Origin of the sequence: Bacillus sp. DX3.1, from assembly GCF_030292155.1 — a bacterium.
GTDB lineage: Bacteria > Bacillota > Bacilli > Bacillales > Bacillaceae_G > Bacillus_A.
Genome location: NZ_CP128153.1, coordinates 1,758,893 through 1,785,885, shown reverse-complemented (window position 1 = coordinate 1,785,885; position 26,993 = coordinate 1,758,893). Strand labels below are relative to the sequence as shown.

Annotated in this window: 24 protein-coding genes and 1 pseudogene; 5 read left to right on the top strand and 20 right to left on the bottom strand. The window is 35.5% G+C overall.

The window, feature by feature from the left end; translation table 11 throughout:
* Window positions 1–117 precede the first annotated feature (117 nt).
* The 9 genes from QRE67_RS08855 to trhO all read right to left on the bottom strand — a co-directional run bounded on the left by QRE67_RS08855 (window position 118) and on the right by trhO (window position 11,264).
* Window positions 118–1,164, bottom strand: coding sequence for a SpoIID/LytB domain-containing protein (locus tag QRE67_RS08855; RefSeq protein ID WP_286124519.1), 1,047 nt, complete (start codon window positions 1,162–1,164; stop codon window positions 118–120).
* Between the two features lie 82 nt (window positions 1,165–1,246).
* Window positions 1,247–2,953, bottom strand: coding sequence for a peptidoglycan-binding protein (locus tag QRE67_RS08850; RefSeq protein ID WP_286125227.1), 1,707 nt, complete (start codon window positions 2,951–2,953; stop codon window positions 1,247–1,249).
* A 583-nt stretch (window positions 2,954–3,536) separates the two neighbouring features.
* A complete protein-coding gene (locus QRE67_RS08845; protein WP_286124518.1) occupies window positions 3,537–3,854 on the bottom strand; it encodes a protealysin inhibitor emfourin in 318 nt (105 codons plus the stop codon).
* Window positions 3,855–3,893: 39 nt separating this feature from the next.
* Window positions 3,894–4,955: a M4 family metallopeptidase gene (locus QRE67_RS08840; protein WP_286124517.1), complete on the bottom strand. Its 1,062-nt coding sequence runs from the start codon at window positions 4,953–4,955 to the stop codon at window positions 3,894–3,896.
* Between the two features lie 331 nt (window positions 4,956–5,286).
* Window positions 5,287–7,065 (bottom strand): DNA/RNA non-specific endonuclease, encoded by a 1,779-nt coding sequence (locus QRE67_RS08835; RefSeq protein WP_286124516.1) that lies wholly within the window; start codon window positions 7,063–7,065, stop codon window positions 5,287–5,289.
* 188 nt (window positions 7,066–7,253) lie between these two features.
* A complete protein-coding gene (locus QRE67_RS08830; protein ID WP_286124515.1) occupies window positions 7,254–8,306 on the bottom strand; it encodes a pyruvate kinase in 1,053 nt (350 codons plus the stop codon).
* A 262-nt stretch (window positions 8,307–8,568) separates the two neighbouring features.
* Complete coding sequence (locus QRE67_RS08825) at window positions 8,569–8,748, bottom strand: small acid-soluble spore protein H (protein WP_286124514.1); 180 nt, start codon at window positions 8,746–8,748, stop codon at window positions 8,569–8,571.
* Window positions 8,749–8,895: 147 nt separating this feature from the next.
* Complete coding sequence (locus QRE67_RS08820; protein WP_286124513.1) at window positions 8,896–9,750, bottom strand: hypothetical protein; 855 nt, start codon at window positions 9,748–9,750, stop codon at window positions 8,896–8,898.
* A 539-nt stretch (window positions 9,751–10,289) separates the two neighbouring features.
* The gene (trhO, locus tag QRE67_RS08815; RefSeq protein ID WP_286124512.1) at window positions 10,290–11,264 is read right to left on the bottom strand and encodes an oxygen-dependent tRNA uridine(34) hydroxylase TrhO; all 975 of its coding nucleotides are present in this window, start codon (window positions 11,262–11,264) and stop codon (window positions 10,290–10,292) included.
* Between the two features lie 278 nt (window positions 11,265–11,542).
* On the opposite strand from trhO, the gene QRE67_RS08810 reads away from it, so the two are divergent.
* The 4 genes and pseudogenes from QRE67_RS08810 to bacA all read left to right on the top strand — a co-directional run bounded on the left by QRE67_RS08810 (window position 11,543) and on the right by bacA (window position 14,259).
* Window positions 11,543–12,115, top strand: coding sequence for a helix-turn-helix domain-containing protein (locus QRE67_RS08810; RefSeq protein ID WP_286124511.1), 573 nt, complete (start codon window positions 11,543–11,545; stop codon window positions 12,113–12,115).
* 555 nt (window positions 12,116–12,670) lie between these two features.
* A pseudogene (locus QRE67_RS08805) lies at window positions 12,671–13,120 on the top strand (Nramp family divalent metal transporter); the annotation flags it as partial.
* Between the two features lie 8 nt (window positions 13,121–13,128).
* Window positions 13,129–13,236, top strand: a complete 108-nt coding sequence (locus QRE67_RS28850; protein ID WP_502874004.1) for a hypothetical protein — start codon at window positions 13,129–13,131, stop codon at window positions 13,234–13,236.
* Between the two features lie 210 nt (window positions 13,237–13,446).
* Window positions 13,447–14,259, top strand: a complete 813-nt coding sequence (gene bacA / locus QRE67_RS08800; RefSeq protein ID WP_286124510.1) for an undecaprenyl-diphosphate phosphatase — start codon at window positions 13,447–13,449, stop codon at window positions 14,257–14,259.
* Between the two features lie 48 nt (window positions 14,260–14,307).
* On the opposite strand, the gene QRE67_RS08795 is transcribed toward bacA, so the two are convergent.
* The 9 genes from QRE67_RS08795 to QRE67_RS08755 form a co-directional block, all read right to left on the bottom strand.
* Entirely contained in the window at window positions 14,308–15,210 is a 903-nt protein-coding gene (locus QRE67_RS08795) for a M23 family metallopeptidase (protein ID WP_286124509.1), read from the bottom strand.
* Window positions 15,211–15,342: 132 nt separating this feature from the next.
* A complete protein-coding gene (locus QRE67_RS08790; RefSeq protein WP_286124508.1) occupies window positions 15,343–16,437 on the bottom strand; it encodes a sensor histidine kinase in 1,095 nt (364 codons plus the stop codon).
* A complete protein-coding gene (locus QRE67_RS08785) occupies window positions 16,403–17,101 on the bottom strand; it encodes a response regulator transcription factor (protein ID WP_286124507.1) in 699 nt (232 codons plus the stop codon). The genes QRE67_RS08790 and QRE67_RS08785 overlap by 35 nt, the downstream gene beginning before the upstream one ends.
* A gap of 364 nt (window positions 17,102–17,465) precedes the next feature.
* Window positions 17,466–19,100, bottom strand: coding sequence for a peptide ABC transporter substrate-binding protein (locus QRE67_RS08780; RefSeq protein ID WP_286124506.1), 1,635 nt, complete (start codon window positions 19,098–19,100; stop codon window positions 17,466–17,468).
* A gap of 245 nt (window positions 19,101–19,345) precedes the next feature.
* Window positions 19,346–20,653 (bottom strand): bifunctional S-methyl-5'-thioadenosine deaminase/S-adenosylhomocysteine deaminase, encoded by a 1,308-nt coding sequence (locus QRE67_RS08775; protein ID WP_286124505.1) that lies wholly within the window; start codon window positions 20,651–20,653, stop codon window positions 19,346–19,348.
* A 96-nt stretch (window positions 20,654–20,749) separates the two neighbouring features.
* Window positions 20,750–21,109, bottom strand: a complete 360-nt coding sequence (locus QRE67_RS08770) for a YunG family protein (protein ID WP_286124504.1) — start codon at window positions 21,107–21,109, stop codon at window positions 20,750–20,752.
* Between the two features lie 53 nt (window positions 21,110–21,162).
* Entirely contained in the window at window positions 21,163–21,609 is a 447-nt protein-coding gene (locus QRE67_RS08765; RefSeq protein ID WP_286124503.1) for a GNAT family N-acetyltransferase, read from the bottom strand.
* Between the two features lie 96 nt (window positions 21,610–21,705).
* Entirely contained in the window at window positions 21,706–22,311 is a 606-nt protein-coding gene (locus QRE67_RS08760; protein WP_286124502.1) for a pentapeptide repeat-containing protein, read from the bottom strand.
* A gap of 62 nt (window positions 22,312–22,373) precedes the next feature.
* Entirely contained in the window at window positions 22,374–23,297 is a 924-nt protein-coding gene (locus QRE67_RS08755) for an alpha/beta fold hydrolase (protein ID WP_286124501.1), read from the bottom strand.
* Between the two features lie 415 nt (window positions 23,298–23,712).
* On the opposite strand from QRE67_RS08755, the gene QRE67_RS08750 reads away from it, so the two are divergent.
* Window positions 23,713–24,474 (top strand): DODA-type extradiol aromatic ring-opening family dioxygenase, encoded by a 762-nt coding sequence (locus QRE67_RS08750; protein WP_286124500.1) that lies wholly within the window; start codon window positions 23,713–23,715, stop codon window positions 24,472–24,474.
* A gap of 144 nt (window positions 24,475–24,618) precedes the next feature.
* Here the strand turns inward: QRE67_RS08750 and QRE67_RS08745 are convergent, their stop codons facing one another.
* Window positions 24,619–25,830, bottom strand: a complete 1,212-nt coding sequence (locus QRE67_RS08745) for a multidrug efflux MFS transporter (protein ID WP_286124499.1) — start codon at window positions 25,828–25,830, stop codon at window positions 24,619–24,621.
* Window positions 25,831–26,131: 301 nt separating this feature from the next.
* The gene (locus QRE67_RS08740) at window positions 26,132–26,992 is read right to left on the bottom strand and encodes a GNAT family N-acetyltransferase (RefSeq protein ID WP_286124498.1); all 861 of its coding nucleotides are present in this window, start codon (window positions 26,990–26,992) and stop codon (window positions 26,132–26,134) included.
* Window position 26,993 lies beyond the last annotated feature (1 nt).

Sequence of the window (26,993 nt, the reverse complement as noted above, 5' to 3'; positions counted from 1 at the left end):
GATAGTATCAGTATGTCCAAAGTAGAGAGAAGCATTGAGGTTTTTGCACCAGAACCAAGATTTTTATTCTTAGCCTCTTGTAAAATATACCCCTCAAATTTATCTGTTAACTTCAAATTATGCCAGACGAATCTCTGCTACGGGATAATAGCTTCTAATAATACTCAAATAATCTCTCCCTTGATCGGCAAGATACTTACTTCCCCATCTACTAAAATATCCAATTGGACAAGTTCTTATTCCACTACAATATGGAATTAATAACGGTTCAATACTGTAAGGTTCGGTAATATACTGATTAATTACCTCATCAACTATATCATCTATTTCTGCAAAAGTATTTTTGCCATGATTATAAGATTGATCAAATTGAGTAGAACTACTGATTGTAAATCCTCTTACAAAATAATGTCCTCTGCATATACGGTTCAACGCAAAAGATGTCATACAAACAATATTGGCCCTCAGAGCTTCTTTCGGCCATGTTGGATATATTTCAGAAGCAGCTACATTTTTTATATAATCTTTAAATGTCACCCTATATCTCGGAGCCTGGGCATGAGGCTCACCATCATGGACTATAATAAACTCCGGTATCTTAACATTATATAAAATCGAAGGAATACAACTAGAACTAGAATACTGTGGCTGAAGTTGCCGTTCTAGGTATTGTTCAGTTAATTTATGTTTAGGTATATCAATGATTTTTATAGATTGCTGATTTCCTGTCCGAATAATAGGAACCATTTCAACTTTTTGTCTCGCTGTAGTTTCCGCAAAAATTTGTACACCTCGGATTACTTTGACTCCATAATTAGGTGCTTCAATAGTTAGAATATATTCTGCATAAGGTTTTGGTCCTAGAGGGTCTGAGGCATATTCTTTAGGAGGGGCTGGTAAAGAAACGACATTGGTTTGACCAATTTCATTCGTTTGAAGTGTAGTGATAATGGGACTGTGTCCTTCTTGCTTACGAATCGATACTCTTGCTCCCTTAATTGGCTTTTCTGTATTCATTTCATAAACAGATACAATTAGCTTACCTGTCGACGCACGATAAAAACATTCTTCACCGTGATTATAATATTCTTCATTATAAAAATGGGGATTTTGATAAAATGACCGTTTTACTAAATCTGGCTGATAAGGATTATATCCAATCAATATAATTCCTCCTTCCTATACAACTATTTTAATTGGCCAACCCCTTGCACGTATTAATTAACACCCTTAACAAACATTCTAATTAGTAAAAGGGATAATAACCGTTTTCATAATAAGGATATATTGATTTTTGATATACTGATGTATTTGGGATAAATGGTGTGTGAGATGAATAATTAGATGATGCATTTGTAAACGAAGAAGGATTCTGTTGATTTCCATTCAAACTTGCATGTGTCTCATGAAACATCGAATTATTTGCTACGTTAGGTAAAGAAATTCGCGACTCCCTTACAGAAAACTGCAACTCTTCAAGAACTCTCCATAGCTCCTTTCGTACTACTCCTGTAACAGTAAAACCTTTGATTTTCTGAAACTCTTTCACCGATTTGTCAGTTCCTACTCCAAAAACCCCATCTACCTCTCCTGCATAAAATCCAGATTTCTTTAATAAAATTTGTAATATTTTAACACTTTCCCCACGGCTACCTGCTTGTAGAATCGGGAACATTCCTGGAAGATTTGTCACATATACATATATATCAGTAATCTTATTCCAAGTTAGTTCATCCACAACTCCGTTTTCAGGAAGTTTGAAATGTTTTTGAAAACTCTTCACTGCATTTGTTGTATTCTGGTCGAATATTCCATTTACATTTATTTCAGGAATATCTTTATACTTTTTCCTTATGTGATATAAATATTTTTGGACAGTGCGAACAGCTTCTTTTTGATCTCCTTCTTTTAAATTAAATCCAGGGAACGACTTGATAACCTGTATAAACTCAGCTAAACGAATTTCCACTTCCTTATAATAATATTTCAAAATTTCCATATAATTCATCCCTTGCTCTGCAAGACATGCAGTTCCCCACTGATAGAGCATTCCTGGTCGGGTCGCATATGGACACGGGGTCTTCTTACCAGCACGATATTGTGCAAAAAGCGGTTCAATTTTTCCAGGCTTTGCAATATATTGTTTAAATACTTCTTCCACTACATTATCTGTTTCTTCAAAAGTATTCCTACCATGAGTATATTTATGATCAAATCGTGTGATACCTGTAATCGTAAATCCTTTCCCTTCATAATATCCTGTGTATACACGGTTTAACGTATAAGACATCACACAAAGAGCATTGGCTAGAAGGGCCTCCTTTCTCCACGAAGGAAATACTTCAGAAGCAAGCACATTTTTTATATAATCTTTAAATTTCACCTTATATCTTGGCGCAGGAGTATTAGGATGTCCATCGTGAACAATAACAAATTCAGGTATCAAAACATCATAATCACCATTTCGTCTTGTAGACTGCGGCTGTGACTGCTGTTCTTGCTGTTCTTGCTGCGGATACTGTCCGATTAATGTATGTTCAGGAATATCGATTACTTCCACTGATTGACGCCCTTCCGTTCCACTAACAGGTATCAGTTCCATCATCTGTTTCGCCGTAACATCAGCAAAAATTTGTGTACCACGAAGTATTACCGGTGCATAACCAGCCGCTTCAATTGATACCGCATATTCAAGATACGGCTTAGATCCTAAAGGGTCTAAAGCATTTTCTTTAGCAGGAGCAGGTAATGCAATCGTATCAGTCTCACCAAATTCATTCGTATGCACCGTAATAACATTACTTTGTCGCGAAGTCAAAACTTGCCCTTCTTCTGTCATTTCATAAATCGATATTTTGACATCCTTAATGGGCTTTTCTGTATCCTTGTCGTATATTTTCGCAAAGAATTTACCACTCGGTTGTCGGTACAACGGTTCATTCATATCATTCATGTCACCGGGTCTACTCACTGATTGTATATTGCCATAAGCTCCTTCTATAGAAGGGGGTGTTATACTGTTCTCTGAAAAATATTGATGAGAATTATAACCTGTCAATGCTACTCTCTCCTTTTTATAAATTTTGTTTTATTTGTAAACATTACTTTAAACACCTCATCTCTAGTAAATGAACAAAACAAATAAGGGCCTTTATCCAAAATATTATGCTCAAGTGTATTTTATGGGAATCGTAAAATTGCCTATTTTTATATAAAAAATCGCCTATTATATCTCTTTTTCCAAATACACCCTATAATTTTTAATACAAAGAAATGCCAAAAACTTGGGATAGCACTCCATCTCCATCAAGCTAAACAATTGATTTTCATCTCAGTAAAACAAGAAACACAAAGGCTACAAATCTCGTGTCATTACAAGGATAAGAACCCGGCCTTATGCTATAACAATCGAACAGTAAAAAAAGAAAAAAGCATATCTGAAGATATGCTTTTTAGACAACAGAAGTACTCGAATAATATAGTGAAGCGAAATCATCGCTCTATCATACATCATCACCTTAAATGTTATTTTTTTGTTATTCCTTCATTTTTTCTGCAATAGCCAAATTACGTAAATAATCCAATAAGGGGCGCACTTCCTGTGGAGCTGTTACATCGGTAAATGAAAAGGATTTTTGCTCCTTACCATCTTCTATCCTTAACTGGTAAGAAAAAGCATCCGCTCCTTTGATTGTAGCAACCTCCCCTTGACTTGGTTTAAAACTAAAAAGATTAGCTTGCTTAATTAAATCAAGTAATTTCTTAGCTTTTTCCTTTGGTAATTCAACCGTATCTGCCTGAAAGGTTAAGTCAAAATTAGCGATTCCCCCGATACAGCTAAATTGGATATGCATGTTAATTATTGAGCCTCCAATTCATGATAAAGAATAGGACTAATAAGGTAGTCCAACAGTTTTAAAAGCAGATTCTACTGTTTTGGCTGCCGTTTTAGGAACTTCTCCACTCTCAACAAGTTTTTGTGCTGCTTTAATTACAATTTGTGCAAATTGATTGAAGTTTGTAGTTGCAAATAAGCTTTGTGTTGCATTATACCATATCAAAGCTGCTTTTTCTGTTCCAATCTCCATGGATACAAGATAAAACACCTTGTTTGGTATGCCACTATTAATATGAACACCATGGTGATCACGGTCTCCTTGATAATAGTTTTTCATATGATCAGGTTGCATATCCTTACCCATTAGTTTGTTGTCAAATGCAGTACCAGGTGCTTTCATTGAACGAAGGGCTTGTCCTTTTAATGTTGGCCCCATTATATCCGCCCCAATCAGCCAGTCCGCATCTTGTGCTGTTTGCTTTAAATAAGATTGCTTAATTGCAATTCCAAATACATCCGAAATATGTTCATTCAAAGCTCCAGGCTGGCCTTCATACTCTAATCCGTTAGTGAATTGAGTAATACCATGTGTAAGTTCGTGCCCAATGACATCGAGTGAATTTGCAAAACTGGTAAAAATAACTCCATCTCCATCACCAAACACCATTTCATCACCGTCCCAATAGGCATTTTGAAAGTTATGTCCATAGTGAACATTAAGAATAAGATCAAGTCCTTTATCATCAATAGAATTACGGTGAAACACATTCTTGAAATAGTCACGTACAACTCCAACATAATCGTACGCATGGTCAATCACAGTATCCCCACTTGATCTGTCTCCTTCTTTCCTAACCTCATTCACCCGAAGTTCTGTCCCACCTTTACAATCGTATACATGGCGAGCAGATTCACCTCGTGGTCCTGTTCCTGCATCAGTTAAGGCGACAACACCAGTAATATCATATTCTTTCAAGATTCTGCGTTTTCGAATTTGTCGACTTTTCGCTAAACTGATTCGTGCTGCTTCTACTTCGTTTTGTGCTAAATTCTCCAGAACATAGTTAGGTACAATAAAACATTGACAATTCTTATGCGAACAACGTTTTGTAGGCAAATTTTACACCCTTTCATGATAATAGTAAAAGACATCTTTATTAGCTTTATCTCATTACATGAAGTTTAAACATTTGCTAGTAAACCTCTGCAAATACCCTCATTCACCCTTGTTTTGAATGCATGTTCATAAAGTGAAACTTTGATTAGTGGGGGTTTTCTTCCCCCCACTGATCATTAGCCCTCACCAATTGGGCTTTTACGGGCAGTTTATCTCCCACCTAACTTCTTTGCTTCCTGCCGAACTTTGAGGTGGGGGTATTACTGCCCGTTAATGCGGAATAAAAAACATTTTTCAAGACACTAATTAACTTTAGTGTTATATTCAAATTTTAATTTTTTATATCTTCGGAAGTCTCAATGACATGACCTATTGTGGATTCTAATCGAGCTATTGGATCATGATTTCGTAAATTTCCAAAATCAAGACCTGTCAATGCTTCAATTTTTGAAACCGGTATTTGATATGTTTTATATTCACCGTAAGCAAATTCCAAATTATCAATAAGATTTTTCTGAGATTGTAAATAGGCCGTAGCAGATAAACTCTCATCTTCCTTAACAATCACAGCGATTTTCCAGAATTCTGCTGGTATCTGAACTCCTCGATAAACGATGTCATCACTCCGAAATATTGGACCAGTAAACACCGTTACTTTAAGTTTAGAGTTTTCAGCATTGTTTAAAATATAATTTTCTAAATCTAGCCAAGTTTTTTGATTTAAATTTTTATGTTGTGGAGAACAATTTGTAAAGTGAAACGTATCCTCATTTGCCTCTTTTGCTGCATTTCCCCATACAGGATCACGTCGGCGTACAAGGTGTCCTTGATCAATATCATTGCCTTGATATAGCTCCGAACCACACTGGAATCTCGTTTCAATACGTGGATCGAAATGCCATTTATCTTTCTCACGTTTTATATCAATCAGTTGCTTTCCATCAATATTAACCGCAGTGTAATAAGCTAAACGACGTGATTTACTCATAACAATTGAAAAGTGTGTATAGTTTAATACATTACCTCCATTCTTTACAGGTGCTATGTCCTGTTCAAGATCAGATCTAAATTTCGGATGCGGAACTTCGTAATTATTACCAAGAAATTTTGTGTCATAACCAGTCGATTCCTCATCCAACATCTCTTCAAGTTTATGATCAATAAACTTCTTATCCTTCAACATGTCATTAACTAACTTTTTCTTATCATCGCTTAAACCATGGCATTGCTCCGTAACAAATTTTAAAATACTACTTATTCGAATGCCCTCATTGGATATAAATTTTGTATTATCGTTTGGATCTGGAACGCCGGCATGGTGGAGAGCGATGACAATCCATTCGTCATTAAACACAGGTGAGCCAGATGAACCTTCCATCGTGTCTGTTGAGTAGTGAATATAGTCGTCAAATATATCTGTAATTTTGTTTTCTCTTATAGCTACAGCTTTTGGTGCACCCGAAGGATGTTGAACAATTGATACATATTCACCAACTAAAGCTTTCCCTCTTTGGGACAAGAGAGGCAAGAAATCAAAATCACTCAACTTCGTTCCGTCAGCAGACTCTTCTTCGATAGCGACTAATGTAAAATCAAGGTCTACATCAGTAATAAATAAACGCTTGGGTGCAAAACGGAAACTCTTAATCTGGCGCTCCTTTAAGTTCAGATTAAGCTCATAGTTAAATTCTGCGAGACTAAACAATGCCATATCTTCATTGTCTAAAACATGATTATTTGTAAGCAATAAGGAAGGCGAAACCAGAAATCCCGTACCATGTCCGAGAACCCTCCCAATACTATCTCGTATTTCAATCCTACAAACAGATTTAGCTGCATTCAGGCCCGCTTCAAGATAAGAAATAGGAAACAAATCATTTTGACCAATCAGACGCTCTATCGCTAGTCCATCACGAGGATGAATAAGCGCCTTACGAGAGGCGATCCGCTCGGGCGTCTCTACTTCAAAAGGACTTTTAGTTTTTAGCTCACTAGCAATGTGCTCACGTTCATTGGATCGTTTGATGTAACGCTGTAGTGCTTTTTGTTGTTGTATAGCTACAAGAGCACTATTCAATTTCTGAAACTCATCAAATCGTATAATAGACATGTTTAATCTCCTTAAAATACGTGAAAAAGGTTTACAGCTCTTCATTTCACGCTATATATTTTCCTATCCTCAATTGCATTATGCAATTTTGTTATACAATTGAATAATACGAATGATTACCTACTGACCGCCTATTCTCCGACAACAAACCTCTATGAAAATTTAAATATTTCTAAAATACGATGATACTAAAGAGAATTACTTAATAATTTCAACATATCTACCATATCAAAGGGTGCATCTTTTTTTACGTATTCGGCAAAGTGGGAAACTAGGCGCAATGTTTCGATACTTTCAACCGGATGGTCACCCGATGCACTTTCAGCGGAAAGCATAACAGCATTTGTTCCATCGAGTACAGCTTGAAATACATCTGTAACTTCAGCCCTTGTAGGAATAGAGTGGTCAATCATGGATTGAAGCATTTGAGTTGCGGTAATGACATATGTATTTGTACGATTGCACTCATTAATCATTGCTTTTTGTAGAAGCGGAATAAAATGATAAGGTAATTCTACTCCTAAATCTCCTCTTGCAATCATAATACCATCTGCTTCATTGCATATAGCTTGGAAATTTTGGATAGACTCCATTGTTTCAACTTTGGCAATTAAGTTTGGTGGATTTTCTTTTTTTTGATGTGCAAAGTTTCGAATTTCCTTTATATGAGCAGGTTTTCGAACAAATGAACATGCAATAAAATCAACATTCTCTTGTAAAAGAAAATGAATATCCTTTTTATCCTTTTCTGTAATAGCCGGCAAATTAACGATTGTACCTGGTAAATTCACTCCTTTATGGGAAGCAATATTACCACCTGTCTTTATTTTTGTTTCTATTTTTTCCTCGTCTACCTTTTCCACAATTAACTCTACTTGTCCATCATTAATGAGAATTCTATTTCCCGCTTTAACATCATTCACAATACCTGAATAATCAACGCTTGCTCCATTTTTGCTTCCTAAGACGGAATTAATATACAAAATAAAGGTATCTCCTGCTTGAAGTGTAATTTCATTTCCCTCAATAGCTCCTAATCTTATCTTGGGTCCCTGTAGGTCACCTAGAATTTTGATTGAATCATCCAAAGATTTTACTAAATCAATCACTTCCCTATGACTTTCATGTGAACCGTGTGATAAATTTAACCGAACAATATTCATACCGTTTTTTATTAACTTAGACAATGTATCTTTATTGTTACTGGCTGGTCCAATCGTACAAATTCGGTCAATCGTCATATTTTTCACCATCCTTTTGATTTATGGTTCCCATATGGGAGGTAAAAACAATATCTTCGGTACATCGATTTGTAATTTAAAGCATAAAGTGATCAAAATGTTTTTTATTCCGCATTAACGGGTATTTTTCTTTTTTTCTTATTAAGCTAACGGAACATGATAGTTGAAGAAGATGGAAAATAAGCTTGACCAAACATACAAACACCACTGTGAGTGGTGTTTATATTGAAAGCTATTATTCATTGGTGAAACATTTAACCAATTAATGTTCTATTAAGTTGGATAAAGGAATCTCTTGTTCATTATTTGGTTCATTGAGAGGGTAGATTCTAGCTGTTTCATTATTTTCATCCACATTTTGAATATAAATTGGAATCCCATTATAGGTTACATTAGCCATAACTGGTGAAGCAGAAATCTCTTGTGCCCGTTGTTTGTTCATTATAATAACCCCCTTTTGATTTATAACAATCATAATGTTTACCTCAAACTACTTAAGTATTCTTGTTACTCAATATTAAGCAAACAGGGAGCTAATTCTAAATACGGTTACTTAAATAAAACTTCTACAAAAAGTCTTCACAATCTCTTATTTCAAATATTTATATAGGGATTCTTGATCAATTAGCCAACGGTGAGTTAAACTATCTCTTCTAATGATAAAATTGATCCTCTTTTTTTTCCGATCTTGTTTCTTTGTATAAATATTTATTTGAACCGGTATTTCAACTAATATCATTTCATTTATACCTTCAGATGATGGTGTCGAGAGAATGTTAACCCTCAAATATGTGATATCCTTTAAAATTTCATCAAAATGTTTAGAATATCGAGAATTTGAAAGAATCATTTTTAATAACTGTCGATCCCCTTGGTTAATGGCGATCGTAAAAATATTTATAAGCTCATAAGGATTTACCGTATTTAAATATTCATCAATCTTACCCGCTGCTTTCAATATCATTAGTTTGTGAGAAGGATCTTCATTTTTCAAACGATGTGTAATACTTCCATAGAAATGAACACAAAAGTGACCAGGAAAACCGTTTTGCAGTGCGCCTGCCCCATGTGGCATACCGTGCATGGAGGCAGCAATCATCTGATCATTAGCTAATACAATGATTGCTCTCCTTTTCCAACTCCACTCCCCACTGTAGATTTTCTTCATAATTTTCGTATCTTTCCTTGTTAATGGTTGTACATCGGCATGTTGATTCCCAGCCCTTCGTTGAACATTAAAATACAATCCTGTTTCAACATCTATAATGGTGAATTTTGTTTTATTAGGAATAATTTTATCGACGTAATCCCAGGACAACAGTTCGATTTTAAAACTAATGGGAGTGTCATCATCTTCCCACTTAAGTGCATATGCTGGATGGGGAATGATACAGCATAATATAAGGATAACAGTAAGGATTTTGTAAAATATCTTATTGCTCATCTGATTTGACTTCTCCTGTATTAATTTTTACTTTTAGGATGTTGATCATGATGTTAGCTTTCTCAGTGAAAACATCTATAGACGTTACTGATTCTTCCATTTTTTAAATCATTTCGGTGGCTGTAAAAAACTGCGATAGCCATACCACCTAATTATTGTTTTTTCTTTTATGGTCATGATATTCAACTCAAATTATTTGGATAAATTTGAGTTGATAAAATTCGATTCTCCTTATAAGGGGTTCAACCGCATCACCATCAAGCTAAGGTGAATTTGTATCTAAAAAACGAAAAAGCTACTTTCAGTTTCCTTTCATTTCCAAGGCGTCTACGGTATAAGAGGTGTTTCTTTTTATGAGAACAAGCAGATCTTATTCAGAAGAGATTAAGTGAAAAACTATAAAGATGGAAAGATAAGGATATACAAACCAAGAAATTATGGATCAATTAAGAATAAAAAAATACCTCTTAAGTAGTTTCAACACAGATTGTATCTTTAACGATGCAATCTGTGCTTTTCTTTCCTTAAGAGGTAACATATTATCCTTGCTTTATTTTGTTTTCTTCTTCGATTTTTTCTAACATGACAGCTACTTGTTCTTCTGTTAATTCATGTTCTTTCACATAACGATTTCGTGGATGTACTCTGCACTCGTGTGAGCATGCACGCAAATATTTATGTTCATTTTCTTCCGAGCATAAAATTTGTTTGTTACACTCTGGATTTGCACAATTTACATAGCGTTCACATGGTTCATTTGTAAAGTGGTCTTTTCCAACAATGATATGTTCCTTTTGATTAACAAGCACGCTAATGCGCTCATCAAATACATAACATTGTCCGTCCCACAGTTCACCTTGCACTTTAGGATCTTTTCCGTAAGTTACAATTCCCCCGTGAAGTTGACCTACATCTTCAAACCCTTCTCTAACTAACCAGCCCGAAAACTTCTCACAACGGATACCACCCGTACAATATGTTAAAATCTTTTTGCCTTCAAGCATCTCTTTATTTTCATCGATCCAATCCGGTAATTCGCGGAAAGATTTAATATCAGGTTTGATCGCACCTTTAAAATGTCCTAAATCAAATTCATAATCATTTCTCGCATCAATTACAACTGTATCTTCTTGCTGCATCGCTTCATAAAATTCTTTCGGTTCTAAATATTTTCCAGTTGTTTCTTTTGGGTTAATATCGTCATGTAAGCGAAGCGTAACAAGCTCTTCTCTAGGACGAACATGCATTTTTTTAAAAGCATGCTCATCTGCTTCATCCACTTTAAATACGATCCCAGCAAAACGCGGATCGTTCTTCATCACTTCCATGTATTTCTCCGCTTGCTCAACAGTTCCAGAAGCAGTCCCGTTAATTCCTTCTTTCGCCACAAGAATTCTTCCCTTTAATTCAAGCGATTTACAAAACTCTAAATGCTGAGCTGCAAATTCTTCAGGATTCTCAATTGTAGTGTACATATAGTACAGTAACACTCTGTATGGTTTATTATTTGACACTTTATTTCTACCACCTATCTAACTTAATATTTTAAAATAATGTATACGTTAACGAATATATCGGAACATATAATAAAAAAGAAAAAATATACCCATCATAATACAAATAAATTTAACCTATTCACAATGGTTCTCCTTAGGTTAACACAAATAAAAAAGTTTGAAATAACTCTCCTGTTTGTATGTTATAATACTACTAATATATTATATAACATACAAATTCTTTTCTATCAATTTTTATGCTAAAACATTTACCGCAATTAAAAGGGAGAATTATAATGGAGAAAAGCTTCTTATCAATTCAAATTGGTCAACGTTTACGTTATCATAGACAACAACGTAAACTATCCTTGGACGACCTTGCTGAACTCACTGGCGTTAGTAAGCCAATGCTTGGACAGATTGAACGTGGTACCTCTAATCCAACTGTAGCAATACTATGGAAAATAGCTACCGGATTACAAATTCCATTCGCTTCATTTTTTGCAGGGGATCCCTCCATCAGACTTCTTCGAGTAGAGGAGCAGCCAAAGTTTCAAGAATATGATGACCTTTTTGAGGCTCATAATACATTTGCCTCACCAGGCCTACCACTTGAGACTTATCGAATGCGGTTGTTACCAAGTTGTAGACATCTTTCTGAAGCCCATGGAATAGGGGCGATAAAGTCTTTAACAGTCTACTCCGGTATCTTAACCATTGAAATCGGCAGTGAAAGCTATACTTTACAAAAAGGAGATGCCATCTCATTCTCTGCAGATGCTCGTCAAATATATCAAAATCCAACCGATACAATTTGTGAATTTAGCATGACAATTTTTTATTCTAATCCCCATATTCAATCCCTATAAAAGATTCGATACCGAGAGTCTATTGAAAAGGATTATATACTAAGTTATTTCTTTCATTTTAAAATTTGTGTTGATAAAATTATTCAAGCGCAAATATTGAAAAAAGCAGTCCTTGCAAGGCCCCTGCTTTTTTCAGTATTTTCCACCATAAAATACATTTTTTATGCATTGTAACTTCATAAAGTGAAACTTTAATCAGTGGGGGTTTTCTTCATCCCCCACTGATTATTAGTTGAACCAATCGGGCTTTTATGGGCAGTTTATCCCCCACCTATCTTCTTTGGTTTCCTTAGAATCTTGAGGTGGGGGTATTACTGCCCGTTAATGCGGGATAAAATCATGTATCCTTCTCTTTCAAAGCCACTTTAATTATTTAGAAACTGTTTTTCTCCACACTTACACACAAAACGTTGCTCATAGTTATATATTTTGCACATAGGAAAAATTTATGTTCAAATAAAAACATCCAACAAAATATCTAAATGTATTGAATTAGGTAATAAGAATAAATAAAATAAATTGCATCAAGCTAAGAAACAAAAGGGGAACTCTACTATGAATAAAGATGTAACAAAAGATGAACATGTCCCTCCACAAAGTACAACGGCTCATTCAGCACAATTAGCCTTAAGCGGTGAAACAAAAGGACTCAAACGATTATTACCATTTTTAGGGCCCGCTTTTATTGCATCTGTTGCCTATATTGATCCAGGGAACTTCGCCACAAATATTGCGGCAGGATCACAGTACGGTTATTTACTCCTTTGGGTTATCCTTGCTTCTAATTTAATGGCAGTATTAATTCAATCTCTGTCCGCTAAATTAGGGATTGCGACTGGAAAAAATCTACCTGAAGTGGCTCGGGAGCATTTTCCAAAACCTGTGTCTATCGGTTTATGGATACAAGGTGAATTAGTCATTATGGCAACCGACCTCGCCGAATTTATCGGTGCAGCTTTAGGATTGCATTTGCACTTGTTCCACTCATTGTATTTACAAGCAAACAAAAAATTATGGGCGCTCTAGTCAACCACTGGATTACAACCACAATCGCATGGTTAATTGCCGCATTAATTATCACTTTAAATATTTTCTTGCTGTATCAAACATTTACTGGTTAATAAGAAAGAGGATGTCTTCTACAAATTCGATTATATCGGATCTGTAAGATACCTTCTTTTTATTTTGCTCCGGTATGTACAAGACAAACACATTTGTTTAAACCGCTTTTCATATCAGATTCAGTTTGAAAATTAAGTTTCATATTATTTAAATATCTCCTATACTGAAATAGTGTGGAAATTTCTTGCTTTTCGGGAGGATATGGATAAATGAGTGATATTATTTTAGCTATCATATTAGGAATTGTAGAAGGGTTAACTGAATTTGCTCCTGTTTCTTCTACAGGACACTTAATTTTAGTAGGACATTTACTTGGGTTTGAAGGCACAATACGTGCTACTACGTTTGAAGTTGTCATTCAGCTCGGATCTATCCTTGCGGTAGTCGTTGTCTTTTGGAAACGTCTGCTTAGTATTGTTGGAATTGGTAAACCAGTTGAAACGACAGGTCCTGCAAAGTCTCATCTTAATGTGCTACATGTATTTATTGGGATTCTTCCTTTTATGATAGGCGGGCTTCTATTTCATGGCTTCATTAAAACTGTTTTGTTTTCTCCAAAAACAGTTGTGATTGGACTAGTAGCTGGCGGCATTTTGATGATTACCGCTGATTTACTACATAAGAACCGTTCTGCCACATTAAATCTTGATTCTGTGACTTATAAGCAAGCTTTATACATGGGATTATTTCAGTGTCTCGCTCTCATCCCTGGTTTCTCTAGAATGGGATCGACGTTATCTGGTGGTTTATTAGTTGGCATGAATCATAAAACGGCTTCTGAGTTCAGCTTTATTATGGCTGTGCCCATTATGTTCGCAGCCTCTGGCAAAGACTTATTCGATAATTGGAGTCAGCTTTCTGCTAGTGATCTACCATTGTTTATTACAGGGTTTTTAACAGCTTTTATCGTTGCTTTAATCGCAATCAAATTTTTCTTGTCATTGATTTCTAAAATAAAGCTAATTCCTTTCGCGATTTATCGTTTCGTTCTAGCCATTATGTTTTGGATTTTTATTTTATAAAATTTGTTACGAATCCCTTCTGCTGTAATACAGAAGGGATTCGTTATTTTAGGATACAGGTGAAATTACATCTCCAACCGGCACTTCATCTCCATTCTTTACACGAATTCCACCTTCTGGCATAGCTGGTCCATCAATATCACGAAAATAAAGTGGCAATCCTTCAGAAAGAAACATACTTGTCTTAGAAGGATCTTGACGTTGATGATGAATATGCAAATGAGGTTCACTAGAATTCCCTGAATTCCCAACTTGAGCAATCACCATTCCTTCTTGTATATGTTGTCCAACCTTTACTCGTACTGAATCTTTCTTCAGATGAGCAATCATAAGATATGTATCCGTTTCATCTAAACGTATATATACATGATTGCCCGGCATAGACTCAAAGTTATCAGTACCTGGCATTAAGTCCGCTTCCGCATTATTTACTGATACAACCGTTCCCGAGGCAGGAGCTACTACCTCTACTCCAAATATACCGTAATCATCTAATTTTGAGCTTTTTATCCCAGCAGGTGGAATGAGAAGGTCATATGCCCAGCGTTCGTTTGGTGCCATAGCGTGATTATAATTCGTTTCAAGACGATTCCCGCCCCATCCTACTAGCACAGATTGATTTATCGGAAGACGAATGGCTGCTTTTGGTGTAGCCGAATGAATATTTGCTGGATAAGCCATTTGTCCAATTACAATAAGCCAGCCACATGGCCATGCTGCTATTATAGAGAGAATACAAATAGCACTGGTTAGTTGGCTTACTCTTCGCCTTTTAAATAATTGATAGATTATGATAATCAATGAAATAATTAAAATAACTACACCAAACAAACTAAAAACTAGCATCACCCACCAAGCAAAAACTGCTACAATACCGCCAACTAGAAAAACAGAACCCCATCCTATTAATAATACTGTAGCAAGCAATATAAGTACGACTTTCTTCCACATGTTATTCCCTCCAGTTCTATATCTTCCTTAGCTATGATATAGAACTGACATTACGACATATAAAAGAAATACTTACGACTTTCTTACGATTCCTTTTTATCCCGCATTAATGGGCAGTAATACCCCCACTGATTAAAGTTTCACTTTATGTTTTGGTAGGATAATGGTGAATATTGTTTCTTGTTTGTTACTACAAACCGTTATATCACCTTCATGAATATGAGCAATACTTTTGGCAATAGCAAGTCCCATTCCTTTCCCGCCAGTATGAGCACTCCTTGATTTTTCTCCTCGATAAAAATTTTCAAATACATGCGGTAGATCTTCTTCTGGAATTTGCTTTCCATAGTTTTTGATTTTTATTACGATGCTCGTTTCTTCCTGCAAAATTTGAATATCAATTTTCTTTCCAGTTTTCCCATAAGAAATACTATTGCTAATTACATTTTGCATTAACCTTATCAATAAACTTATATCAGCCTCTATCTGTAAATCTTGATTACACTCTATATGAAAATTCATCTCTGCTTCTTCTAGTTGGGGGACAAAGTCAATCATAACTTGTTCCAATAATTGTCTAACTCCTACTATTTCTTTATGTAACTGTCTTTCTCTATAGTTAATATGACAATATTCAAGTAAATCATCTATTTGATTTTTCAACTCATTACTTTTTCGTTTTAAAACCGCTACATATTGATAGCAATCCTCTTGATTTACATCCAGATTTTTTTCCACTAAATCAACATAGCCTATTAATGATGTGACTGGCGTCCGTAAATCATGAGAGATATTACTAATCATCTCGTTTTTCATTCTTTGTGTTATTTGTTCTTTTTCAATTGATTCTTTCAAACTTTCTATCATTCCATTAATATGAGTTGCCAAGCTTCCAATTTCATCTTTTTTCACTGTTTGTATGTGTACCTCTAAGTTTCCCATACTAATTTCATTCACACTTTGATTAATTTGTTCCAACCTTGTAATCATATTCTTTGAAAATAAGTAGAAAAAAATAGAAGTAAGCATAAGAAAAATCATAAAATAAAGAAAAGAATACTCCTCTTCTAATTTAGCGACATCTCCATATGTATTTGCTATTACACTTTGAAACAATACAATACATACAGTAGCTAATACGATGCTACAAATAAAAACAATAAAAAACTTCATTCTAATTCCTTGAAATAAGTTAGCCTTCAATTTTATATCCGACTCCCCAAACATTTTGTATAATTTTTGATTCCTTTTGGTTTTCTTCTATCTTCCCTCTTAATCTTGCGATATGAACCATGACAGTGTTATTACTTTCATAAGCTGCTTCTCCCCAAACACTTTCAAATATCTCTTCTAGTGTAAATACTCGATTTCGATGTTTTGCTAAAAGATGCAATATATCATATTCTGTCTTCGTAAGATTAATAGCTTTCCCATACAACGTAACCTTTCTAGATCTTTCATCCATTTCTAACCCTTTAATCTGTATTTTCGTATCATGTACATGATTGCTACTTTGATTTAAATACGTATATCTTCTTATCTGAGCCTTAACTCGTGCTACAAGCTCAATTGCACTAAATGGTTTGACGATATAATCATCTGCACCTGTACTTAATCCAATTACTTTATCTACATCAGTCGATTTCGCACTTAATAGGATAATTGGAATGCTATGCTTCTCTCTTATTCTTCTACACACTTCAATACCATCCATAGCTGGCATCATAATATCAAGGATTACAAGTTGAACATCATTCGTACCGAGTAATTGTAACGCTTCTACTCCGTTATAAGCTTTTATAACTTGATATCCTTCTTGTTTTAAATACGCTTCAATTAATTGAACGATATCAGTATCGTCATCTACGATTAATATAGATTGCTGTTTCATAGTTAAACCTCTTCTATGTATATTTGAAATATATTCCACAATTTTATAGTACCATGCATATAAGCAATATCTATATAAATCCATTTTGATTTTTCGACATATAGCCGCGGCTATGGATAACAAAAGGTGACCTGCACTCGTTTTCTCTCTTTGTTTTCACTATGTCTGGGCAGGAAAAGGATCTGACCGCTTCTATGCATGGCCGGATGCTCTCTCCCGCCTAAAAAGAAGGGTTTTATGTCGGTTTTTTAATTTGTATTTATATATAACATTTCTTTATACAAACTTACGTATTGTATACAAAGAAAAAAGCTAAGGCTTATACAAAGCACTTAGCTCTTATCGAGTCTTCAGCTATTCCTAATTACTTACGATTTATATACGCATGCTTATACGTATACACACCACCAAATTGATGCTTCTCAATACCTTTTACATATTCCTTTTGTAAGTATGCCGAACCGGTATGATAGAGTGGTGCCACTGCAGCGTCCTCTATCAATATTTTTTCTGCCTCTTGTAAAGCTTCCCATCTTTTCCTTGGCTGTAATACAACATCACTTTTTGCTTTGTTTATCAGTTCATCGTAATGAGGATTTGAGTAAGCCATTTTATTATTCGGGTTACTTGTTGTAAATAATTCAAGAAAACTAATTGGATCTTTGTAATCCGGTCCCCATACAACCATAGACATTTCATACTGTCCGGTTTTTTCAAGCTGTAACTTCTGCTTAAATGGCTGCTGCTTTATATGTATCGTCAATCCTTGTAAGTGCTTTTCAAGTTCTTCCTTTATATATTCAGCTGTGCACTTTGCATGATCTTGTTCAAAGTTTAAAAATTCAAGTGTAACACTTTCTGTACGAAGCTCTTTCTTTGCTTCTTCCCAAAGGGTTTTCGCCTTTTCAATATTATATATGGCTATATCCCCATTTTCTTTTCGAAAATCTTTTCCATCTATTTCATTTTTATATCCTACCGGTACAAGGCCTTGTGCCGCTGTTGCCCCATTGTTTAAGAAATGCGTTACAAAGGCTTCTTTATTTAAAGCCGTTGAAAGCGATTGACGTAATTTTTTATTTCCTAGTGCAGCATTACTTTGATTAAAACGCAACATGGCTATGGCAGCGTCTTTTGTCGCATAAAAGTCCTGTTTCCCTTTATATCGATCAACAAATGAAGCGTTAATAGGAATACGATCAATACTGCCAGATTCATATAAATTAACAGCTGTCGCTGTATCTTTTACAATATGAAAATTGATTTCCTTTAATTTCACTTTATCCTTATCCCAATATGTATCATTTCTCTTTAACTGAAACTCTTGCTCGTGTTTCCAATCTGTTAATACAAATGGTCCATTATAAATCAAATGCTCTGGTTCTAATCCGTATTTGCTTCCTTTTTCAGTCACAAATGTTTCATGCTGCGGTAAATAAATAGGCAGTGCCAATAAATGAAGCAAATACGGTATCGGCTGCTCTAACTTTATCTCCAGCGTATCATCATCGACTGCTTTCACTCCTAGTTGATCAATGGGCAATGCGCCTTTGTTTATTTCTTCTGCGTTTTTCATATGAAATAGCATGTATGCATGTTGTGAAGTAGTATTCGGATTAACGGCACGTCTCCATGCATAGACAAAATCATGCGCTGTTACCGCATCTCCATTTGACCACTTTGCATCTTTACGCAAATGAAATGTATATGTTTTTCCGTCTTCACTTTTGTCAAAGGAATTTGCAACCCCTGGTTCTGGGTTGTCTTTTTCATCAAGCACATATAACCCCTCAAATATATTTTGCATCACATGTGATGATGTACCATCCATTGACTTTGCTGTGTCGAGGGACGGGATTTCTTCTGATATCGTTACATTTAATATTTGTTTTTCAACTCTCTCATTTGCTTTTTCATCTACCTTCTTATTACTACAAGCAGAAACAAATAAAGATATTGCAAGTATAATTACCATTGATAGTCTCTCTTGCCATTTCATGAATTTTTTCTCCTTAAATTCGAATAATGTTATAAAACGCTACTCATTATAACATTATACTAGTAACAAAAGTATGATATTTTACTGAATTTTTATTCGTTTACCTTTTATAGGCTTTATAATTATTTTTTGTATAACGCCCATAGAAAGTAAAAACGTTATCCGTCCCTATTATTCGCTGGAAAGGATAACGTCCTTATATTTTCTTAATTGAATTTCTAATCTTGATTAGCTTAGAAAATCAATTACATATTTAATTCACGCTTATAACGGCCCGCTTCAAAAATAATCCGCTCTTCATCTAATGTTTGACATTCGCCATTCCAAACAATCTGCTTCCCGTTAATCACAACATCTGAAACATCTTTTCCACTCGCTGCATATACAAGATGTGACAACACTTCTTCTGCTGGTTGTAAGTGTGGCTTATTAGATGGATCAATCGTAATAAAATCAGCATATTTTCCTACTTCAAGAGAACCCGTTTGCTTCATCCCAATTACATCTGCTGCAACTTTTGTTGCTAATGAAAGAGCCGTTTTAACAGGTAATGCCGTCGCATCTTTATGAATCCCTTTTTGCAGCAGAGTCGCGATGCGCATTTCTTCAAACATATCTAAATTGTTATTTGAAGCAACACTATCCGTTGCAATTCCGACTTTAATTCCACTTTCCAGCATAGCCTTAACGTTTGCTATACCCGATCCTAATTTTAAATTACTGTTTGGATTATGTGCAACGCGTACATCATTTTCCGCTAAGAAAGCGCGCTCATTTTCATTTAGCACAACACCATGAGCAATGACAGTTGGTCTCTGGAATAATCCACAACTCGCTACATACTCGACCGGACGTTTTCCGTATTGCGCTTCAATATCACGAACTTCACGCTCTGTTTCAGAAAGATGAATATGAACCATTGCACTATTTTCCACTGCAATTCGTGCGCACTCCTCTAGCATTTCTGTGGAGCATGTATACGGGCTGTGAGGAGCGACCATCGTTGTTAACATGCCACTTTCATTGTAATAACGTTTTACATATTTCTCCGCATCACGGATTGCCTTCTTTTCGTCTTCTTTCGTGCCAAAGCTAAATAACGTTCGTGAAACAGCAGCACGCATTCCACTATTACGAACAGTTTCCATAATAGTATCCTGATCCACTCCAATTGGATTAAACATATCAGAAAATGCTGTCGTCCCGCTTTTCACCATTTCTAATAAGCCAAGTTCTGTACTTGCAACAGCGAGCTCTGGTGTAAATTGACTTTCAAGTGGCCAAATTCTCGTTTCAAGCCATGGCTGCAGTAACATATCATCGCCTATTCCGCGTAAAATGCTCATCAATACATGCGTATGTACATTGACAAGCCCTGGTAATACCCATTTTCCATGAAGATCAATGACTTGATCTACTTGTACTGCTGTAGGCAATTTTCCTGCCTGCAATTCTATAATTTTGTCATCTTCTACAATGATATATCCGTTTTTCAATACTTCATTCTTTTCATTTAAGGTCGCAATCGTAGCGCTTACATAAGCTGTTTTCAAGAATATTTCCCCTCTCGACTCTTTTAAGTATAACCTTCCCTTTAATGAGTTACCACCATTATAGTAACTTATAAATCATTAAGAGTCAAAAGATAATTACCATGAGATAGATTGTATTACTTGTTTGTGTACTTGTTGTTTTAAAGCATTGTATTGCGTTTCATTTGTATCTGCAAATGCTTCTTTTCTGTTAGAAGGAATATCCATATATAGAATCTCTTTCGAAAATTGCGATTCTGTAAAATCATAACGTTCACCATTGATGCTGTTATAAAAGTGCCATCCTTCTGGAACCTTTGTCTTCAGTATTTCTCCCCTAAACAAATCGTTTATCACTAATGCGGTTACACCACATTGTCCCTTTGCTGGATTATCTAATGTCCACTTTGAACTGGATTCGAGTGACCAAGATTTGAAGAAAATATCTTTCATCTTTGCTACTTCAGTACTCATCATTTAGCATCCTCTAACTAAATTCAAAACAATTTCCAATTATAAAAGGCAATCATTTATACATCATACCGCAAAAGTGGAAGTGCACGATCTTTAAAAACTGTCGATGGTGTTTCTCCTATTCGTTTCGCACCCATTTTTAAGTAAAAGCCTTTCGCATTGGAATCGCTATCAATTGTAAAGCTAGTTATTCCTATTTTAATCGCTTGTTGAACAACACATTCCCAAAGAATTTTTCCATAACCTTTTCCTTTATAGACTGGGTGTAAATATAGAAAATCGAGGCTATCAACTTCTTTCCTTTCGAATGAGAAAAAGCCAATTTTCACGCCTTCCTTTTCTAAAATATAAACATAGTTATTCTCAATATACTGTTCCGTAATTGTTAAATCTTCCTTACATGCCAATATAAATTCTTCACTATAATCCCACGTTGCTTTTGATTCTAAGGCAATTTTACTTAGTTCGTTTGCTTCATTTGATAAAGCTTCTCTAACTATCATTGACTTCTCCCCTTATCTTCTTTATACATACAAAAAAGAATCCTTACATGTACTTTATCACAGTAAGGATTCTTTCGTTTTGACATACATAATTTTTCAATTTATCTTTGCGCCATAACACTTAGCAACTGCAACTGCTTGCGCAACGTCCAATCTTACATTTTTCAAATCAAACGATTTGAAATCTATTCGATCAACTGTAGCACCTCGTAAATCAGCACCTACAAGTTTAGCTTTCCCTAACAGTGCCCCTGTCAAATCTGCATCACGTAAATCCGTTTTTTCTAAATTACATTCATACAAGTCAGCTTCAACTAAGCGAATGCCTTTTAATTTTTGCTTACTTAAATTCGCAAACCGTAAGTTCGTATAGGACCAATCGCCACCCTCGATTGTCATTCCGTCTAAATTCGCCTCTTCAAAATCCGATCCAGTCATTTTACATTCCTCAAATTTAGAAACAAATAAATTCGCTCCAAAAAATTTACAATTAGCAAAGGTGGAGCCTTTATGTATAGAAGCATTGAAAAGAGTACCGGTAAAATCACATTCGATAAAGTGGCAGTTTTGTGTTAAAATCTCTGCTGCATCTACACCTCTGAAACGACATTTCATAAATGTACAGTTTCTTAGCTCCTCTTCTTTTATAGCAACGTCTCGAAAATCTATTTCTATATATTCCTTATTGATAAATTCAGTCATTCTTGGACCTCCTATTTCTTAAAAAAGAAACCTCGCTTCTATGAAAAAGCGAGGTTTTCATCTTACACAATATGCTCGTTTAGCCAAGAAATCAAATCTTGGAATACTTCATGACGATTTACTTCATGGAACATTTCATGTCTTCCGTTTTCATATAAACGGATCGTTACATCTTTTACGCCGCATTTTTTATACATGTCGTATACTTCTTGTACGCCTTTTCCCATATCTCCAACTGGATCACGATCACCAGAAAAAATATGTATTGGAAGATCTTTTGGTGTTTTCTTGTATTCTTCAGGCTTGTTTACTGTCAGCACACCGTTAAATAATTCACGGTAAAAGCTCGTTGTACAAATAAATCCACATAATGGATCCTCTATATATCTATCAACTTGATTCGTATCCGAAGAAAGCCAATCAAATTTCGTACGGTTCGGCTTAAAATTCGAGTTAAAATTACCGAATGATAAAAAATTTAGCATTGGACTTTTCTTTTTCGCACCGCGAAGTTTCATTTCAACCGTTGCAACTTTATGACCAATTACTCCTAAAAGCCCAGGGTTCCCACCCGTTCCAGAAATAAGGAATCCATCATATAACTCACCGCGAAGCTGCACAGCACGTCTTGATAGAAAAGAACCCATGCTATGTCCTAGTAAAAAGAGCGGGCAATCATACTCTTTACGGATCAGCTCTGAAACAAAAGTCACGTCAGAAACAGCTTGGTCCCAGCCAACATTTGGTTCAAAATGACCATAATCTTCTTCCTGCTTCACTGTTTGTCCATGCCCGCGATGATCATGAGCATACACACCATATCCAGCCTTTAATAACGCCTCAATACATTCTGTATAGACACCAGCATGTTCTGTCATACCATGTGCAATTTGTACAATCCCACGCAGCTCATTTTCTGGCAACCATTTACGTAGATAAATTTCCGATCCATCCAGTGCCATAACGAAGCTTTCTTGTATGTTCATTTTGACAGCCCCCAAGTCTATAATCACTTTCATAACAATATCAATCTATATCGCTATAAAATGAATGACTATTCATTCTTCTTACTATATAAATCCATTTTGATTTTTCGACATATAGCCGTGGCTATGGATAACCAAAGGTGACCGGCACTCGTTTTCTCTCTTTGTTTTCACTTGGCATGGGGCAGGAAAAGGACCTGACCGCTTCTATGCATGGCCGGATGCTCTCTCCCACCTAAAAAGAAGGGTTTTATGTCGGTTTTTTAATTTGTATTTATATATAAATTATATGCAAAAGCTTTGCTTATTACAAATCATGATTCTTTCTTTCATACTATGTTATTTCTTGACGAGACGAAAATAAAACCATATAGTTACTTACATAAAGTAACTATATGGTTTGGAGGTAATTATTATGATGCCATCTTTATTTTTAGCACACGGTTCTCCTATGCTTGCAATTCAAGATACAGACTATACACAATTTTTAAAAACACTTGGTGAAACATATCAGCCGAAAGCAATCGTTATTTTTACAGCTCATTGGGAGAGTGAAGTTTTAACGATTTCTTTTTCAGACGATGAATATGAAACGATTTATGATTTTGGCGGTTTTCCTCCTGAATTATATGAAATAAAATACACAGCAAAAGGTTCGTCAACCATTGCATCTATGCTAGCAGAGAAATTTAAAAACAAAGGAATTCCAGTTCAAAGAGATACAACGAGAGGATTAGATCACGGTTCCTGGACACTACTACACCGTATGTACCCAAAAGCTGATATTCCAGTCATTCAAATTTCAGTAAATCCATTTCTTCCAGCAAAAGAGCAATATGAAATTGGAAAGGCCATTCAAGGACTTGGACAAGAGGATATTTTAGTTATCGGTAGCGGTGTTACTGTACACAATTTACGAATGCTAAAATGGGAACAAACTACACCTGAATCATGGGCTGTTGAATTTGATGAATGGCTTATTGAGCATATACAAAAAAATAATAAAGAAGCTCTTTTAAATTGGGAAATAGATGCTCCCCATGCACGTTTAGCCGTTCCAAGAGCTGAACATTTTGTCCCTCTTTTCATTGCCATGGGAAGTGGCGCTTCTGAAGGAAAAATGATTCATCGTAGCTATGAACTTGGAACATTAAGTTATCTTTGCTTTCAGTTTTAGTAGATACAATATAAAAAGAGGATGAAGCGTAACCTTTTGCTTCATCCTCTTTTTATATAATGAACATTAACCGAGACTTGCACATTTTTTCACACCATTCAATCAGAGTTACTTGATCCATATTGCATATCCTTTTCTTGGTAGTTAACTAACCTTTAAATGAACCTGTTCCGATGTTTGAATGCTTTTACTGTTGAAGTATACCCAAATGCAAGTAATAAACAAAAGCGTTGCTGTAGAGAAAAATACATACTGAAATCCGGCATGTGCAGCAAGTTGTCCGCCTAGAACAGGACCAATCATATTTCCTAAAAATTGAAATGATTGATTGTATCCGAAAATACGTCCAGTAACATGATTTGGTATATGTTTTTTTAATAGAGTTTGTACAGAAGGTAACAATCCAGCTTGCGCAATCCCTAGCAGAAAACGAAGCACTAATAATTGCCAAGGAGAAGTCACAAATGCTTGTGGGATAAAAATAATTCCTGCAATAAATAAAGCAACAACGAGTATTTTTTGTGGGCCAATACGATCCGACAATCGTCCTAATCTAGGAGCTGCTAGAATAACAGCTAAACCTGTTGCAGACATAACTACACCAGCAACCGTTTCAATATGAGTAGTATTTGCACCTGCTAAATGCTTCACATACAACGTAATGATTGGCTGAATCGACATATTCGCAAGTTGAATCATAAAGGTGGCTACAAATAAACTCGTAATAAAAGATTTTGCCGGGACCATCGTCCACACTTTCTTTGGCTGCTCTTTTTTTTCTGTTATCGAATTAGATTCATGTAAAAAGAAAATGACAATTAAAAAAGAGAGAAATAAAAAACCGCCCGTTACTAAGAACACGTGACGCATTCCGATTAATTCAGATAGGTATCCTCCGAGCAATGGTCCAAGTAATGAACCACTTACACCACCGGTTGATAAAGTAGAAATTGCCCAGCCAGAACGTTTTTGCGGTGTCTCTGCTGCGATAAATGTCATTGCTGTTGAAAGAAAACCAGATACAGCTCCCATAAGAAAACGGAGAGCAACTAATTGATATATATTGGTTACAAATCCCATGAGTGTCATAATAATCGCCATACCAAGGCTTGCACGAATGAGCATCAATTTTCGGCCATGTATATCACCAAGTTTTCCCCATAAAGGTGATACAATCGCACCCATTAAAAATGTTACACCAAATGCAATTCCTGACCACTCTGCAATGTTAGAAGTACCAGACACTCCTAACTCCTCAATGTAAAAGGATAAAAACGGAATAACTAAACTCATTCCAGCTGCAGTAGTAAAACAACCAAGCCAACAAATGATTAAATTTCTTTTCCAGTTGGCCATTTTTACACCTTCTTTCCTAAAGACCCATTCTACACTTTTCACTTCAAAATGTTTAGCAATACGATTCCGTATAAAGTGAAACTTTTATCAGTGGGGGTTTTCTTCATCCCACACTGATAATCAGCCCTCACCAATCGGGCTTTTACGGGCAGTTATCCCCCACCTATCTTCTTTGTTTCTCTCTGAATCTTGAGGTGGGGGTTTTACTGCCCGTTAATGCGGGATAAAATGAAATTAGCCCCCAGCAGGGAATATTATTTCCTACTGGGGGCTTAGTTAAATGAATCGGGCAAAATCCACCTTATATAATCGGTATTAATCGCGCGTTACACATTCTTTCATAAAATTCAACCGGACCTGCTTGGCCTATAATCGCATATTCATAACCGATTCGCTTCATATCATACAAACAATGATGTAGTAGCGCTGCGCCCACACCTTGTACACGATTTTCTTTAGAGGTTCCCATCGGTCCAAATAACCCTTTCTTTCCTCTTACAACATCATAACAAGCAAACCCAATAATCTTTTCATTCTTCACTGCGAGATAGATTGGTATTTCCAGATGTGATTGAAAACCAGTCTTCACAGAATCTATCCATCTTTCACCAAACTCTAATTGTACAAACTGTATGAGCTCTTTGAAATCATCAACAGTCGCCCTTCTCATAAAAACATTCGAATCATTCATATCAGCCTTTTCATATCCTATAAGATTCACTGTCATGTCTCTTGGAACAGAAACGATATTCAAAATCCCTTGTCTCACATTAACCTCTAGTAAAGATTGGATACCTTCATCCTGTTGAAGAATCGTGCTTAATATATGTCCTTCATTTATATACACTTGGTTAAAACATTCCATCTTACGGTAAGCAATTTTTAAAATCTCTACTGTTTTAGAAGAAACTTTATACCCATTTATCTCTACATAACTTTCATCCTCAGAGCACAGTGTATTCAATTTTGATAGCTTTGTAAGAAAGTCTATACCAACATGATGAAATAAATACATATATAATTCACTACAAACTCCTGTACCCTCTTTACATGCTCCGATAAAAAGGTGCAGTGGCTGAATGATATGATCGCTACATTCAGCTTCTTTACGTGCAATATGAAAAATTCTATTTACTCGGTTTGTGAATTGATATTTCTCCATC

Bases quoted from the DNA above. Each gene is read 5' to 3' on its own strand.
- QRE67_RS08850 (WP_286125227.1), bottom strand. From the start codon at position 2,953: ATGAATGATATGAATGAACCGTTGTACCGACAACCGAGTGGTAAATTC.
- QRE67_RS08845 (WP_286124518.1), bottom strand. From the start codon at position 3,854: ATGCATATCCAATTTAGCTGTATCGGGGGAATCGCTAATTTTGACTTA.
- QRE67_RS08835 (WP_286124516.1), bottom strand. From the start codon at position 7,065: ATGTCTATTATACGATTTGATGAGTTTCAGAAATTGAATAGTGCTCTT.
- QRE67_RS08830 (WP_286124515.1), bottom strand. From the start codon at position 8,306: ATGACGATTGACCGAATTTGTACGATTGGACCAGCCAGTAACAATAAA.
- QRE67_RS08825 (WP_286124514.1), bottom strand. From the start codon at position 8,748: ATGAACAAACAACGGGCACAAGAGATTTCTGCTTCACCAGTTATGGCT.
- QRE67_RS08820 (WP_286124513.1), bottom strand. From the start codon at position 9,750: ATGAGCAATAAGATATTTTACAAAATCCTTACTGTTATCCTTATATTA.
- QRE67_RS08810 (WP_286124511.1), top strand. From the start codon at position 11,543: ATGGAGAAAAGCTTCTTATCAATTCAAATTGGTCAACGTTTACGTTAT.
- QRE67_RS28850 (WP_502874004.1), top strand. From the start codon at position 13,129: ATGGGCGCTCTAGTCAACCACTGGATTACAACCACAATCGCATGGTTA.
- bacA (WP_286124510.1), top strand. From the start codon at position 13,447: ATGAGTGATATTATTTTAGCTATCATATTAGGAATTGTAGAAGGGTTA.
- QRE67_RS08795 (WP_286124509.1), bottom strand. From the start codon at position 15,210: ATGTGGAAGAAAGTCGTACTTATATTGCTTGCTACAGTATTATTAATA.
- QRE67_RS08790 (WP_286124508.1), bottom strand. From the start codon at position 16,437: ATGTTTGGGGAGTCGGATATAAAATTGAAGGCTAACTTATTTCAAGGA.
- QRE67_RS08785 (WP_286124507.1), bottom strand. From the start codon at position 17,101: ATGAAACAGCAATCTATATTAATCGTAGATGACGATACTGATATCGTT.
- QRE67_RS08780 (WP_286124506.1), bottom strand. From the start codon at position 19,100: ATGAAATGGCAAGAGAGACTATCAATGGTAATTATACTTGCAATATCT.
- QRE67_RS08770 (WP_286124504.1), bottom strand. From the start codon at position 21,109: ATGATGAGTACTGAAGTAGCAAAGATGAAAGATATTTTCTTCAAATCT.
- QRE67_RS08765 (WP_286124503.1), bottom strand. From the start codon at position 21,609: ATGATAGTTAGAGAAGCTTTATCAAATGAAGCAAACGAACTAAGTAAA.
- QRE67_RS08760 (WP_286124502.1), bottom strand. From the start codon at position 22,311: ATGACTGAATTTATCAATAAGGAATATATAGAAATAGATTTTCGAGAC.
- QRE67_RS08755 (WP_286124501.1), bottom strand. From the start codon at position 23,297: ATGAACATACAAGAAAGCTTCGTTATGGCACTGGATGGATCGGAAATT.
- QRE67_RS08750 (WP_286124500.1), top strand. From the start codon at position 23,713: ATGATGCCATCTTTATTTTTAGCACACGGTTCTCCTATGCTTGCAATT.
- QRE67_RS08745 (WP_286124499.1), bottom strand. From the start codon at position 25,830: ATGGCCAACTGGAAAAGAAATTTAATCATTTGTTGGCTTGGTTGTTTT.
- QRE67_RS08740 (WP_286124498.1), bottom strand. From the start codon at position 26,992: ATGGAGAAATATCAATTCACAAACCGAGTAAATAGAATTTTTCATATT.